Raw genomic sequence first — 13,979 nt, 5'->3', positions numbered from 1 at the left:
TAATAGTTGTAGCTACAGTTCTTTTACTCGTTGCAACTGTGATTGGAGTTGTAGGTAGTTCTTTAGCTGCAGTTGTTATATCTGAGGTTGGTGCTATAGTAGCTACAGTCGTGCTATAAGCAACATCTTTTGACAGTTGATCGTGGATGATGTTGAGAAAATCATTTAGGTTTTTAATTGTATTTATTGGTGTTATTTTGTGTGTAGGTTTTTTTGTAGCGTGATCTATACGAACAACTATAATATTTCCTTCACTTACTGCAGTAGCAGTGATATCACCACGCTCATTTTCTTCAATGTATAGCTGCTCTATAGGACCTTGAAATTCATAAAAGGGAGGTTCTTCGCCTATATGATTAAGAGAACGTATATGTAATGTGTTTGACTCAAGAAAAGCAAATCTTTTGCTTTGTGCCATATATCGCAAAAAGCTTGTCTTGTTCTTACTCGAAACAAGTTGTGTTTTAAAATCATGGGTAAGCAAATATTTATTTCTCTCAATTCCCTTGCCGCCCTTAATCTTCTTTACTGCTTCTGCTATATCAAATGTAAAAATATTTGTTGTTTCTACTTTGTGATTGTCAACAATTTGCTTGCTTGTTTGTGAGTGAAGTAATGTGTTGCCATTTAATGCAAATTCACTATTTGGGTAATTCAACTTAAATAAATTTCTTTCTATGGTGCCTCTTGTCCCAACTAATGCCTCAAATTCTCCCTTTTTATTTGGTTTTAAGTACCAAGCAACTGCAGCTTGCTCTTTTAGATTATTGGCAGTAACAACTATGCCTCCCTTAGCATCACCTTCAACTAGTGTTACCTTTGGTTGAAAGTAACTATTACCTTCATTTGCAAGGTTTTCGCTATTAATATTTTTCTGTAATTTTGTTGTGCCTAATGGCGTAACTACAGGACTAATGCTTGATAGATTAATTTCATAAGTGTTAACCGATAAACCTTTAATGTATTTTTTTCCTTGTTTATTAGTTGCTTCTTCAGGCAAGACAATTGTAATTTTATCCGTTTCAGGTGAGTGTTTTAGCAATGTAAGGGACACCTGATCCTTAAATTCATCTGAAATACTGAAACCCATATCATATTCGTATGTTTCTGCTGGATATAGTGGTTTGATTAGCAGTTTTACTTTGTTGCTTCCATTGCCATTATTTTCATAGCTCAATCCGTAAATGACGTTATCTCCATGAATAAATGTGCTAGCAACCTGTGCTGGCAATTTCTGTGTGGATGGATAAAAATAATTAAGTAATCTTCTTAACATAGCTATAATTTCTTCAATAAAATACTATTATGGCATAATTAATATGCCAAAGTCAATAACATTAGATTAATAAATTAATATATTCTTTAATTTGAATAGAAAAGAGGCTATAGAGAAAATAAATGAGTATAACATGGTGCCGACTGTCGGACTTGAACTGACAACCTACTGATTACAAGTCAGTTGCTCTACCAATTGAGCTAAGCCGGCGTTAAATGTATTAATAATATATAATTGTTGCTAAACTGTAGTCAACTAATTTTTAAATACTTCATGATTATGAAACAAATTTTCTTCAATGCGAGAAAAAGTTTAGGGCAAAATTTTATTCTCTCAAATACAACGGCAGAAAGAGTAGTTAATTTAGCAGGTGACTTGGCAGGCTTTAATGTTATAGAAATTGGTCCTGGATATGGTTCATTAACCAAAGAAATATTAAAGCGTAATCCAAATTCTTTGCTAGCTGTGGAGAAAGATAGCAGTTTAGTGAAGCAGCACAATCAATTGCTTAGCCAATATCATGATAAGTATAGGATTATAGCAGCAGATGCACTGCATATTACAGAAGGAGAATTAATAGAACATCCAGTAAAATTGATTGCTAACTTGCCTTATAATATTTCGGTGGCATTACTCTTGAAGTGGTTAAGCAACATAAGTTTTTTTACAAATTTAACATTAATATTTCAAAAAGAGGTTGCCGAACGTATTGCAGCACAACCCAATTCTAAAGATTACGGTTATTTGTCGATAATAAGTCAGCTACTGTGTGACGTAAAAGTAGAATTTAATCTTGATCCTCAGGAATTTTTTCCCAAACCAAAGGTTCACTCCTCTGTAATTACGATAAATCCTCTGCCTACTCAAAGGTTTGCAGTAGATCTGAAAGTTTTGACAAAATTAGCGCACTCTGTTTTTGCACAAAGAAGAAAGATGCTAAGAAGCAGCTTAAAAAACGTGGTGGATAATGTGGCAATCGTCCTGGAAAACGCTAATTTAAACGGAAGTGAACGTCCAGAGAATTTAACTATAGAACAGTTTTGTTTACTAGCAAACAATTGTTCTTTCTAAGTTTTATGTCTAATCATGTTGTACAGCAAACTTCAATGCTGCATGTGTGGCTATGGTGCTATTAGCTATTAGCATAATAAAAACTAAAGCGGTAATCGATAATATATGCAATAAGTTTTCAGATTGTATTAATAATTTAAAATATATAAAGGTAGGCATAATCATTGGTAAAACTAAAATTTGTGATACTGCTGATGCTAAGTTACTTTTACCAATTATTAACGCATGTCCAGTGGCTGATATGTTAATTATTATCAAAGTATTAAATAGCAAAGATAATCCTATCGTTATTGAGTATCCAATATTGTGATCTAGAACTATAAAACTGAATATAAAGGAAATCACTGAAATTGGTAATCCAAATAATAACCAATGAGCAAAAATCTTATAGATAATTATGAGTTCAGAGGAAAGTGGCTGTATGAAAAATTGCTCCAATACCCCATCATTGTAGTCAGATGCAAATAAATTGCTTGTAGAAATTTGTAACACAAAAGTAGTACATATCCACATTAATACTAGCATAATTTCTTGTTTATTATTATGATTTTCAAGTGTGAATGATGATAGGCTTAGCATTATAATAAAAAGGCATAGTGTATAGGTTAAACATGCTGCCGTTTTTTTGAGTGCATCAATCATACTATACTTTTAAGTATTTATTATAAATTATAGTGTTTACTGTAATCATGATATAATTTTATGTTTATAAATTATTTAAAATTTATTATTTTATAAGATTTTATTATTTTATTAGCGAGGTAATTATGAATAGAGAATTATTGGGAGTAATGTCAATACAGGATTATGTTCCTTCAGAGAATGAAGAGTATATGAATAAAAAACATTTAGAATACTTTAGTGAAAAGCTACAGTTAATGCTTAATGAATTAGAGCAACAAGCATTGATTGAAGATAGTGACAATGAAAAATTGGCAAAACGTCGGACAGATAAAAAAGAAAAAATTCAAGAAGCATTAGAAAAAATAACGGATGGTACTTATGGCTATTGTGATGAAACAGGGGAGGAAATAGGTATAGGAAGGCTTGAAGCTAACCCACTTGCTCTATATTGCATCGAGGAACAAGAAAGAATAGAAAGAGAAAAAAGTATGTATAATATTGATGACTAACATAGTATATTTTGCAGGAATTTTTTGCAGGAATTTCAAAAAAAAGCTTTTCATTAGAAGTTACAAGTGATAAATTACAAACATGGATTATTAAAATAAGGTTATGTGCTTTAATTTGCCCAACATAAACAAAGAAGGTTATTTATTTATAATCATTTTCTTTGTCGTATCGTGTATAGCGTTTTCCATATCATGGGGACTAGGTGTTACATGTTTATTTCCAACATTATTGTGCATTTATTTTTTCCGCGATCCAACAAGAGCTGTTCCAAGTAATAAGGATCTCATACTAAGCCCTGCTGATGGCGTAATCACATCAATTGAAGAAGTTAGCTATACTTTACCCGGGGAAAATGCAGAAGAGAAAAATTTTACTTGTGTTAGTATATACTTGAGTATTTTGAATGTACATGTAAATCGCATACCAATATCTGGTTCAGTAAAGGATATAAGCTATAAGAAAGGTCGATTTGTATCTGCAATCAGCAATAGATCAAGCAATGAAAATGAAAAACAAATTATTGTAATTCAGTACCAAGAAGGAAAAGAAATTATTGTAGAACAGATAGCTGGATTTGTAGCAAGACGTATTGTCTGCAATTTAAAAGCGTCTCAAGATGTGAAAACCGGTGAAAGATTTGGTATCATAAGGTTTGGCAGTAGAGTTAACATTTTTATTCCTTCTGAAATAAAAGTTAAAGTATCCAAAGGACAAACAATGATAGGTGGTGAAACAGTGATAGCACGCTTAAGTGATGATAATACTGAAGAGACGCCAACTTTTGATGCTATATAATAAATAACAGACTTCTCTGTTTATGGATGAGAACAAAGGAGAGGAACGAAAAGTTCCGTCAGAAGAAACTGAGCTTCGCAAGGAAGCTAATAGACCTCTTTCGAGCCCGATTTATGATGACAGTAGCAGTAAACTATTGCCTATTACTAAATTATTTCCAAATTTTATAACTTTGCTGGGCTTATGTTCCGGTCTGACTTCATTGAAGTTTACATTCAGTGAACAATGGGAATTTGCCATAATTTTCATCATTATTGCAGCAATTATAGATGGAATGGATGGTAGAATAGCGAGAATTCTTAAATCAACTAGTGATTTTGGCGCTCAACTAGATTCCTTTGCCGATTTTCTCAATTTTGGTGCAGCACCTGCATTTCTTTTATATTTTTGGAAGCTAAAAGAAATTAAAGTAATCGGGTGGATGTTAGTGATGATATATGTAATCTGCATGTCAATAAGGCTTGCAAGATTTAACATTTCGCAGCATTTAACCCAACATTACTGGGACAAATTTTTCTTTTCTGGCGTTCCAGCTCCTTTATGTGCTTTACTTTCTTTACTACCAATCATGGTTACTTTTAAATCTCAGGATTTGTTATTTGTAGAGCACTTTTCTAATGTCGGGTATACAGCCTGTTATTTTTTGATTGTTTCACTTTTATCAATAAGTCATATTCCTACTTTTTCGGCAAAATATATTTATATACCTAAGAATTTATCCTACATGTTTGTGTCATTTTTTGGCATATTTATCATATTTTTTATAAGTAAACCATGGGTCACGCTGCCAATTTTAGGTGGAGTATATATACTCACTATTCCAGTAAGCGCCGGAATTTACATATATTTCTCTTATAAAAAGCGTTGATTAACTTTGCAGATAATTTACATAACTGTAGTAAAGTCTTTGTCAAAAGGTTTGAACTGTTGTGTTAACCGTACCATTTCTATTGTATGACCTTTCTTTGATAGCTTTTGCTCTTCTAGACTTTTTATATATTTAGTAAGGGCTGCATTTGTATTGAGTCCATTGGTTACTAGATACTCTCGTGCTTTTTTGATGAATTCCTCTGTGAATACAGTATAATTTTTACCTATATTACCTTTGTCTTGTGCATTAGCTATTACAAAGTGGCTGTCCTGGTCGACATGAATATTTTCTATGTTGCTGCATTCATCTTTCTGAGGATCGTGCTCGAGAGTTACACTGCATCTTAACCCTTTTCCATCTTTGCCATCTTTATCAGAAAGTTGATACATTAGTTGTGCATCTCTGCTAATTACCTTGTCACCTATTCTTCCGGCAACTAGTACAGGACATCGTGTATTTTCTATAACTTTTTTAGGATTAAATTCTAATCCGCAATGTTTGAACCAAAAGTTCAAGAATTTTGCAGGAAGCCACCTCTTAAAAAAATCTCCTATACCGTTGGGAAAGTTACTAGTTGCATCTTTAAGTGAGGTGAAAGAGTTGTTGTGGATTAATGTTAAATAAATGCCTTTTTCTTCAAATCTTTTCAGAACTTCTGCTGCAACTCCTCCTCCGAGAGAGTTAGTATCTAAAATTATATCGTTAGGGTGTATGCCAGACACAAGTAATTTATTAACTATTGCCATGCCAGCTTGGACCGATTCTTCACCGCTTGTGAGAAATTTAAATAGTGATAGGACTTTTTTTCTTTCTAAAAAATATTGAATGAGCTCTTCTTTGTCTTTTAATGATGCATGAGATGTATCATTTGAGTCTGTGTTCAAAAGTCTATCTTTATACATCTTTATCAACTCATCATTACTCATATTTTCTAGCTGATTTTTTATCATATGTGTAACGAATTTTTCCTTGATATAATTAAAAAATATTAAGGTACATGCTATAATGCAAAAGATAGCAGATAAAACTGAAAATATTAACGACAGAGGAACCAGACTAGCAATTAAATGCTGGTTCTGACACGCAAAGTATAATAAAATTGCAAAGAGAGAAAATGATACTGCAAAGCATGCAACAGCTACACCAACAGTTCTTTTTTCTCTCTTGTTTAGTTCCTCTCCAAAGAGTTCTGGATTAACAACTGCATCAAAACCAGGGTAATCAAAATAATGATTGACACTTTCTCCTTTCGGGTCTGTGGATGCGTTTACCTTAATACATGCCAATAGTCCAAAAAAGTTTACTATGTGTTTTTTGTTCTGGTCTAATTTTTCTTTATCGCTATTACAATAATAAATAACCTTCATTTTTGTTAAAATATTAACCTATAACAATATTTTAATATAATTAATTAAAAAATCAAGATAAATTATATGCTGATAATAGATTAAAACCTTACTTCCACTAGAGGAATATTGTTACAACTGTTACTCCCATAATTATCAATAGAGGCACTTAGATAATCTGTATCAAAACGCACAGGTACATCAAACTCGAAGCTTGCAGTGATAATTGCATCTTTCGTCGGTGGTTTTATGAATGTTATCTTGCCAGTAGAGTAATCTACTGAATATTCACTACTTTCTTGATCATTTAAATAGATCTCAACTGTATCACATACGGGCTTTTTAATTATACGCACGTGTTTATCTTTACCACTCACGTAAGTTTTAATCAGTTGAAAAGTTGTTTGTGTGCTATCACCCACACCAATTTCTTGATTAGTCACCGTAAAATCTGACCAGTCCTTAAAACGAAATCCCACAGCTTTACCTCTTCGCGCGCGGAAAAATGTTATCAATTCTAATAATTGTTCATTGGACCTCACTCCATAAGATATGTTATACCTAGTACGAGCATTGGACCAATTGATATTACGCTGTTCGCAACCATTGTGAGTTACGACAATATCGGTAGAAAACTCTGGTCCGCCAGTGGAACCATAAGATATATTTTCTGGAAATCTAACTTCTGTAAATGACATATACCCTCCTATAAAATCATAAATAAAGTAATACTTGAATTTTACTTGAACGCGTAGTTTGATGGCTTACTATACTAGCACTCATTCATGCTGTCAAGACTGTAAAATGTATAAATATTTATTAGACCTCTTTCGAAACTCAATTTTTGATGGCAATTTTGTTGTCGAAGCTGAGCTCCGCTCCTCAAATACACCCAAGTATTCTGCGGTGCTCGCTTGCACTTCTCCTCTCACCATAAATCGGTTTCAAAAGAGGTCTATTATTTAACGCATATATAGTGAATAAATTGTTTTATATACTGATTATCAGTATTTTGTATTTCTTCCACAGTGCCATGAAAGATGATATTTCCTTCATATAATACCGCTATTTTATCAGCTATTCTGAATGCACTGTAGATGTCATGTGTAATGGTAATTATTGTAGGATGAAGATCTTTAGATAATTTTATTATTATTTCATTCACTATGTCTGACATAATTGGATCCAGTCCCGAGGTTGGTTCATCCAAAATAATAATTTCTGGGTTATGTGCAATAGCTCTTGCAAGCGCTACTCTTTTCTTCATACCACCTGATAACTCTATTGGAAACATATCCGCTATGTTTTCCTCTAAGCCAACATCATTCAGTTTTTCTATAGCTAACTGCCTTGCTTCTTTTTTACTAATATTAAAACGTTTTTTGTAATTGAAAGATATATTTTCCCATACTGTAACATAGTCAAATAAGGCAGAATTTTGAAATAAAACCCCAAATTTATTTTTGCTATTTATTTTAATGGATCCTAAGTCTGGTGATAATAAGCCAATAATTGTTTTTGCCAGTACAGACTTCCCACTTCCTGAACCACCAAGTATAACTAGTGATTCACCCTTCGGAATATCTAAATTTAGGTTATTTAATATTGTTTTATCATTAAAAAAGAGACTTAAATTTGATATTGATATTATAGGATCATGCATAAAAAAAAGTAATCATATAATTTGTAAAAATGATCAGTACAGATGATGAAACAACGGTTGATGTGGTGGCTACACCAACTCCTCGAGCACCTTCTTGACAATAATAACCGTAATAACAGCTTGAAATGGAAATTATAATACCAAACACAGTTCCTTTTATCAAGCCAACAATCAAATCATGTGCTTTAAAGGCTTTCACTGTATATTTAACATATATATCAAAATTGTGATTAAATTCCATTGCTGCCGTAATATATCCCCCCAATATTCCTACAAGATCTGCACATATTGTAAATATAGGAAACATTATTATTGATGCTAAGATCCTTGGTGCAATTAAATATTTAAAAGGGTTAATATTTAAAGTTGTTAGAGCATCTATCTGCTCGGTGATGCGCATTGTACCAATTTCAGCGGCAATTGACGATCCGGCTTTTCCTAGCATTATTAAACTGATTAAAACTGGCCCTAATTCTTTGAGAATAGTGATTGTCACAATTTTGGGCACAATTTGCTCTTGATTAATTAATGAACTATTCAAGCTACTTTGCAAAACTATTACTGCTCCTATAAAAATTCCAGTTAACCCGACAATTGGTAGAGAAAAGAAGCCTATCTCTATAATTTGCCTTATGATGTTGTTGAAATAGTATGGTGGTACAAAACAGTGATACAGAGATTTAATAAAAAATATAAATGCGTTACCTAGCTTTAAGAAAAAGTTGATGAAATATTTACCAACTACTCTAATGCTATTGATATTAAAAAAATTCACCTGTTTATCCCAAATAAGATGGCAAAGTGTAACCTAGATAAGTTTTAAGTTCAATAGCGTATTAATGGTAATTTAATCGTTAGTATTATAAATTTAGTATATATGCTAATTTGAGGATAGAGTATGCCTAAGAATAAAAAATCTAAAAAAGTATTACAAACACAGCATGAAAATAAAGGTTACAGTGAGATACCCTATCTACATTGGGCAGCTAAAAAGAATAATGTAAATATGATGAGGGCTCTGTTAGCAACAAGCACGGATGTTGACTCTCGAGATAGACAAGGAGAAACAGCTTTACATTATGCTGCTGGATATGACTGTAAAGAGGCAGTAGAGTTTCTTTTAGCAGCAGGTGCAGACATTGATGCTAAAAATCAATACGATGAAACTCCTTTATATTGTGCTTCGAAGCATTATTGTGTAGAGGTAGTAAAGATTCTATTAGGCAAAGGTGCAGATGCTAGTATTGTAAGTATATACGGATACACCCCCTTACATTGGTGGTCTCTTAGGGGCAATATTAGTATGGTAAGGGCTGTATTAGCAGCAGGTGCAGGTGCGAGTATTAATGTTATAAATAAATATAAAGAAACTGCTTTACATTGGGCTGCTCAGCATGGTCATAAAGGTATAGTAATGATTCTATTAGCGGCAGGGGCGGGTGCAAGTTCTTTATTAAAGAATGATCGAAATAAAACTCCTATAAATTTAGCTAATGGTGGTGAGATAGGTAAGATTATCCAGAATTCAGAAAGTGAATTAAAGAAGATGCGGGAAGAGAAAATTGGCAAGAATAAGATATCGCCTCTTGATATTATACTAGCAAGTGAGGCTAATTTAATACGCTACGCATATGATGCTGAAGTGTATCGATGGTTACAAGGACAATTCGGTTGTTATGATCAATTGTACAAAGATCTGCAGCAAGGCCAATTTGGTTATTATAATGGCTTGATATATGCTCAGTATCAAACCATAAGAAGAATGAATCTAGAGAGAGATGCTAGTGAAGCAATACATTTTCTGGTGCTTGCAGGATGGAAACTGATGGATAAGGATTCCAAAGAAATAGCAATTGCTGATTGTAGCAATATTGAATTAGAAAGATTAATTGCTACAAACATTGATGCTATATATAAAGGTGAAACCACTCCTTTACGTTGGGCTGCTGCAAAAGGTTATAGAGAGGTAGAAAAGTATCTGTTAGAAAAAAGCGCAGAAGTCGCTCAACCTAATATTCAACCTAACACTCAACTAGATGCAACACAAATAGCAGGAGTAGGTAGATATCTATATTAGTAGTGCTTAAATACATCTTAACAGTGTTCTGCTCTAAGTTTAAAAATATGGAAACATTAACGCAATTTTAACTAGAGAATAACTTGACTTTTTTGCAAAAGTATTATAAATTTAGTATATATACTAGTTTGAGGATAGAGTATGCATAGTAATAAAAAGTTCAAAACAGCATCAAAAAGTGCAGGCAACAATAAGGTTGACTATAAAAAATATCCTTTACATCATGCTGCTGAGAATAATCAGGTAGATGTGATGAGGGGCCTACTAAAAAAAGAAGAAGGTAAAGAAGATGTGGATGTTAATGCTGTAGAAGATATAAATAAAGAAACAGCTTTACATTTTGCTGCTAGATGTGGTCATAAAGAGGCAGTAGAATTTCTCTTAACAGCAGGTGCAAATGTTAATGCTAAAAATAAAGATAACGAAACTCCTTTATATTATGCTTCGAAGCATTATTATGTAGAGGTAGCAAATATTCTATTAGAAAAAGGTGCAGATGCTAGTATTGTAAGTACATACGGATACACTCCCTTACATTTCTGGTCTTTTAGAGGTGACGTAGATATGGTCAAGGCTGTATTAGCAGCAGGTGCAGATACAAATATTAGTGCCAAAAATAAATATAATGAAACTCCTTTACATTGGGCTTCTAAGCGTGGCCATAGCGATGTAGTAGAGATTTTATTAGGCAAAGGTGCGGATGTTAATATTGTAAGTATATACGGATACACTCCCTTACATTTCTGGTCTTTTAGAGGCAATATTAATATGGTAAGGGCTGTATTAGCAGCAGGTGCAGGTGCGAGTGTTAATGTTATAAATAAACATAAAGAAACTGCTTTACATTTGGCTTCTAGACGTGGTCATAGCTGTGTAGTAATGATTCTATTAGCAGCAAATGCAAGTTCTTTATTAAAGAATGATCGAAATAAAACTCCTGTGAACTTAGCTAGTAATGATGAGATAGAACGGATTTTTCAGAATGCAGAAATTGAATTGCGGAAGATGCAAAGTGTGAAAATAGGCGAGAGAGGAATATCACCTATTGATATTGTGCTAACAAGTGAGGCTAATTTAACACGCTATGCATATGATGTTGAAGTGTATCGATGGTTACAAGGACAATTCGGTTGTTATGATCAATTGTACAAAGATCTGCAGCAAGGCCAATTTGGTTGTTACAATTGGTTGATATATGCTCAGTATAAAATTATAAGAAGAATGAATCTAGAGAGAGATGCTAGTGAAGTAATACGTTTTTTGAGGTGGAAACCGCTGAATAAAGATTACAAAGAAATAGTAATCGCTGATTATACAAATATTGAGTTAGAAAGATTAATTGCTACAAACATTGATGCTATATATAAAGGTGAAACCACTCCTTTATGTTGGGCTGCTGCAAAAGGTTATAGAGAGGTAGAAAAGTATCTGTTAGAAAAAAGCGCAGAAGTCGCTCAACCTAATATTCAACCTAACACTCAACTAGATGCAACACAAATAGCAGGAGTAAGTAGATATCTATCTTAGTAGTGCTTAAATACATCTTAACAGTGTTCTACTTTAATTTTAAAAGTGTGGGATATTAATACAATTTAAACTAGAAAATACCTTGACTTTTTTGCAAAAGTATTATAAATTTATTATATATGCTAATTTGAGGATAGAGTATGCAAAGTAATAAAAATAACTATATAAAACCTCCTTTACATCAGGCTGCTGAGAATAATGAAGTAGATGTGATGAGGGGTCTATTAAAAAAAGAAGGAGGTGAAGAAGATGTGGATGTTAACGCTGTAGAAGATAGAAATAAAGAAACAGCTCTACATTTTGCCGCTGGATTTGGCCATATAGAGGCAGTAGAGTTTCTCTTAGCAGCAGGTGCAGACATTGATGCTAAAAATAAATATGATGAAACTCCTTTATATTGTGCTTCTCGCGATCATCGTGATTATCAAGGTCATCATATGGAGGTAACAAAGATTCTATTAAACAACGGAGCAGATGCTAAGGTTGTAAGCAAATTCGGATACACCCCTTTACATTGGTGGGCTCGTAGAGGTCATATCGATATTATAAGGGATTTATTAGCAGCAGGTGTAGGTGTTAATGTTGCAAATGACTATGGAGATACTGCTTTACATTGGGCTGCTAAGCGTAGTTATAGAGGTGTGGTGATGATTCTATTAGTAGCAGGTGCAGATCCTTCATTAATGAATAAATATTCTCAAACTCCTATAGACTTAGTGCAGACTCCTGGTATAGAAGAGATTTTTAGGGATGCAGGAACTATATTACAGAAAATGCGGGAAGAAGAAATAGGCAAGAGTGGGATATCACCTTGTGACATTATACTAGCAAATGAGGCTAATTTAATACGTTACGCACATGATGCTGATGTATACCAATGGTTGCAAGGTCAATTTTATTATTATGACCCATTGGAGCAAGGTCCATATGGTGATTATACTGAATTGATATGCTCTCGGTATCAAACTATAAACGGAAGAATATGCATAGCGAATGATGCTAGTAATGTAATCGCTCAACCTAATACTCAACTGGATGCAACACAAACAGCAGGAGGGTCTGGCTTAAGTAAATAGTCATCTTTAGTATGTGATAGTGTATCGATGGTCGTCGATACACTCTTTTACTTCCATTTTAAATTTAAAAATAGGATATTAATTCAACTTAAATTAGAAAATAACTTGACTTCTTAATAAGAATATTATAAAATTAACTATTATATTAATTCAAGGAGAAATTATGCTTTCTTTACATCAAGCTGCTGCAAATGGTCAGCTAGAGGTAGTAAAGTTACTAGTAGAAAATAGTGTAGATGTTAATGCTAAAGATAATGATGGAAACACTGTTTTACATCAAGCTGCTGCAAATGGTCAGCTAGAGGTAGTAAAGTTACTAGTAGAAAATAGTGTAGATGTTAATGTTAGAGGTAAAGGTGGGTGTACTCCTATTATGTATGTTGCCTATAGGGGTTATACAGATATAGTAAAGTTATTAATAAAACAAGGTGCAAAGGTTGATGCTAAAGATGCAAATGGAAATACTCTTATCAAATATGCCGCTTCTGGAGGTCATATGGAGATGATTGAGATGCTTTATAAAGAATATAAAGTTGAGATTAATGTTACGGGTCAATATGGAGATACCTGTGTACACTATGCTGCTAATAATGGCCATGTAGGAATGGTTAAAACACTTTGTAACGAATATGGATTTGATATTAATGCTAGGGATGATAGTGGGTGGACAGCATTTCATTATATTATTATGCGTGAAAAATCTACAGAATCTATTAAAACACTTCTAGAATGTAAAGGAATTGATGTTGATGCTTTATATAAGGGTAAAGATTCTCCACTATACCAAGCTGTTCGAATATTTAAGAGACCAGAGTTTGCAGAACATATTATTCGCTATGTGTTGGAGCACGAGCCAAGAGCAGTAAAACCTGATTACTTAATAGGAGAAAGTTCAACCTATTGGCAGAATTATCAGCAAGAAGTGGCTTCTTCAAGTATTGAACAACCTAGGTAGTGTAGACATTCAAAAAGAAAGGAGTTATAATAACAATTTTTGAGAGAAGCTAAGGATGTTATACGACTTAAAAGATAAGCAATGGGAAAGGATAAAGGAGAGTTTACCCGGAAAGAAAGGGGATAGTGGAAGGAGTGCAAAGGACAACAGAAAGTTCATAGCAGCAGTGATGTGGATAGGGCGAACAG

The 13,979-nt window shown here is 33.3% G+C and carries 14 protein-coding genes, 1 tRNA gene and 1 pseudogene; 8 read left to right on the top strand and 8 right to left on the bottom strand.

The genetic code is table 11. The features are described 5' to 3' along the window. A pseudogene (locus tag IC220_RS04000) lies at positions 1 to 1,276 on the bottom strand (hypothetical protein); the annotation flags it as partial. A gap of 134 nt (positions 1,277 to 1,410) precedes the next feature. Continuing rightward, positions 1,411 to 1,486 (bottom strand) — tRNA-Thr (locus IC220_RS03995). 69 nt (positions 1,487 to 1,555) lie between these two features. Between IC220_RS03995 and rsmA the strand changes: the two genes are divergently transcribed. After that, on the top strand, positions 1,556 to 2,347 hold the full coding sequence (gene rsmA / locus IC220_RS03990; protein ID WP_188153279.1) for a 16S rRNA (adenine(1518)-N(6)/adenine(1519)-N(6))-dimethyltransferase RsmA: 792 nt from the start codon (positions 1,556 to 1,558) through the stop codon (positions 2,345 to 2,347). Between the two features lie 9 nt (positions 2,348 to 2,356). On the opposite strand, the gene IC220_RS03985 is transcribed toward rsmA, so the two are convergent. Continuing rightward, entirely contained in the window at positions 2,357 to 2,989 is a 633-nt protein-coding gene (locus IC220_RS03985) for a heme exporter protein CcmB (RefSeq protein WP_188153278.1), read from the bottom strand. Positions 2,990 to 3,114: 125 nt separating this feature from the next. Between IC220_RS03985 and IC220_RS03980 the strand changes: the two genes are divergently transcribed. The 3 genes from IC220_RS03980 to IC220_RS03970 all read left to right on the top strand — a co-directional run bounded on the left by IC220_RS03980 (position 3,115) and on the right by IC220_RS03970 (position 5,144). Next, positions 3,115 to 3,480, top strand: coding sequence for a TraR/DksA family transcriptional regulator (locus tag IC220_RS03980; protein ID WP_188153277.1), 366 nt, complete (start codon positions 3,115 to 3,117; stop codon positions 3,478 to 3,480). 103 nt (positions 3,481 to 3,583) lie between these two features. Next, the gene (locus IC220_RS03975; protein WP_188153276.1) at positions 3,584 to 4,276 is read left to right on the top strand and encodes a phosphatidylserine decarboxylase; all 693 of its coding nucleotides are present in this window, start codon (positions 3,584 to 3,586) and stop codon (positions 4,274 to 4,276) included. A gap of 109 nt (positions 4,277 to 4,385) precedes the next feature. Beyond that, positions 4,386 to 5,144, top strand: coding sequence for a CDP-alcohol phosphatidyltransferase family protein (locus tag IC220_RS03970; protein ID WP_369408755.1), 759 nt, complete (start codon positions 4,386 to 4,388; stop codon positions 5,142 to 5,144). Between the two features lie 17 nt (positions 5,145 to 5,161). On the opposite strand, the gene IC220_RS03965 is transcribed toward IC220_RS03970, so the two are convergent. The 5 genes from IC220_RS03965 to IC220_RS03945 form a co-directional block, all read right to left on the bottom strand. Then, positions 5,162 to 6,514 carry a hypothetical protein gene (locus tag IC220_RS03965; protein ID WP_188153274.1) on the bottom strand — a complete coding sequence of 451 codons (1,353 nt, stop codon included), beginning with the start codon at positions 6,512 to 6,514 and terminating at the stop codon, positions 5,162 to 5,164. Positions 6,515 to 6,594: 80 nt separating this feature from the next. Further along, positions 6,595 to 7,191 carry a DUF2460 domain-containing protein gene (locus tag IC220_RS03960; RefSeq protein ID WP_188153273.1) on the bottom strand — a complete coding sequence of 199 codons (597 nt, stop codon included), beginning with the start codon at positions 7,189 to 7,191 and terminating at the stop codon, positions 6,595 to 6,597. A 93-nt stretch (positions 7,192 to 7,284) separates the two neighbouring features. Beyond that, on the bottom strand, positions 7,285 to 7,428 hold the full coding sequence (locus IC220_RS03955) for a palindromic element RPE1 domain-containing protein (protein ID WP_188153272.1): 144 nt from the start codon (positions 7,426 to 7,428) through the stop codon (positions 7,285 to 7,287). Between the two features lie 23 nt (positions 7,429 to 7,451). Then, positions 7,452 to 8,156 carry an ABC transporter ATP-binding protein gene (locus IC220_RS03950; protein WP_188153271.1) on the bottom strand — a complete coding sequence of 235 codons (705 nt, stop codon included), beginning with the start codon at positions 8,154 to 8,156 and terminating at the stop codon, positions 7,452 to 7,454. Beyond that, a complete protein-coding gene (locus IC220_RS03945) occupies positions 8,149 to 8,931 on the bottom strand; it encodes an MlaE family ABC transporter permease (RefSeq protein ID WP_188153270.1) in 783 nt (260 codons plus the stop codon). The genes IC220_RS03950 and IC220_RS03945 overlap by 8 nt, the downstream gene beginning before the upstream one ends. A gap of 123 nt (positions 8,932 to 9,054) precedes the next feature. On the opposite strand from IC220_RS03945, the gene IC220_RS03940 reads away from it, so the two are divergent. The 4 genes from IC220_RS03940 to IC220_RS03925 all read left to right on the top strand — a co-directional run bounded on the left by IC220_RS03940 (position 9,055) and on the right by IC220_RS03925 (position 13,791). After that, positions 9,055 to 10,233 (top strand): ankyrin repeat domain-containing protein, encoded by a 1,179-nt coding sequence (locus IC220_RS03940; RefSeq protein WP_188153269.1) that lies wholly within the window; start codon positions 9,055 to 9,057, stop codon positions 10,231 to 10,233. Between the two features lie 141 nt (positions 10,234 to 10,374). After that, positions 10,375 to 11,760, top strand: a complete 1,386-nt coding sequence (locus tag IC220_RS03935; protein WP_188153268.1) for an ankyrin repeat domain-containing protein — start codon at positions 10,375 to 10,377, stop codon at positions 11,758 to 11,760. Positions 11,761 to 11,900: 140 nt separating this feature from the next. Then, positions 11,901 to 12,836 carry an ankyrin repeat domain-containing protein gene (locus tag IC220_RS03930; protein ID WP_188153267.1) on the top strand — a complete coding sequence of 312 codons (936 nt, stop codon included), beginning with the start codon at positions 11,901 to 11,903 and terminating at the stop codon, positions 12,834 to 12,836. Positions 12,837 to 12,999: 163 nt separating this feature from the next. Beyond that, the gene (locus IC220_RS03925; RefSeq protein ID WP_188153266.1) at positions 13,000 to 13,791 is read left to right on the top strand and encodes an ankyrin repeat domain-containing protein; all 792 of its coding nucleotides are present in this window, start codon (positions 13,000 to 13,002) and stop codon (positions 13,789 to 13,791) included. Positions 13,792 to 13,979: the final 188 nt, after the last annotated feature.

Origin of the sequence: Wolbachia endosymbiont of Pentalonia nigronervosa (genome assembly GCF_014534705.1) — a bacterium.
Lineage (GTDB): Bacteria > Pseudomonadota > Alphaproteobacteria > Rickettsiales > Anaplasmataceae > Wolbachia.
The sequence above is the reverse complement of the archived record's forward strand: the minus strand, read 5'-3'. Positions and strand labels throughout refer to the sequence as shown.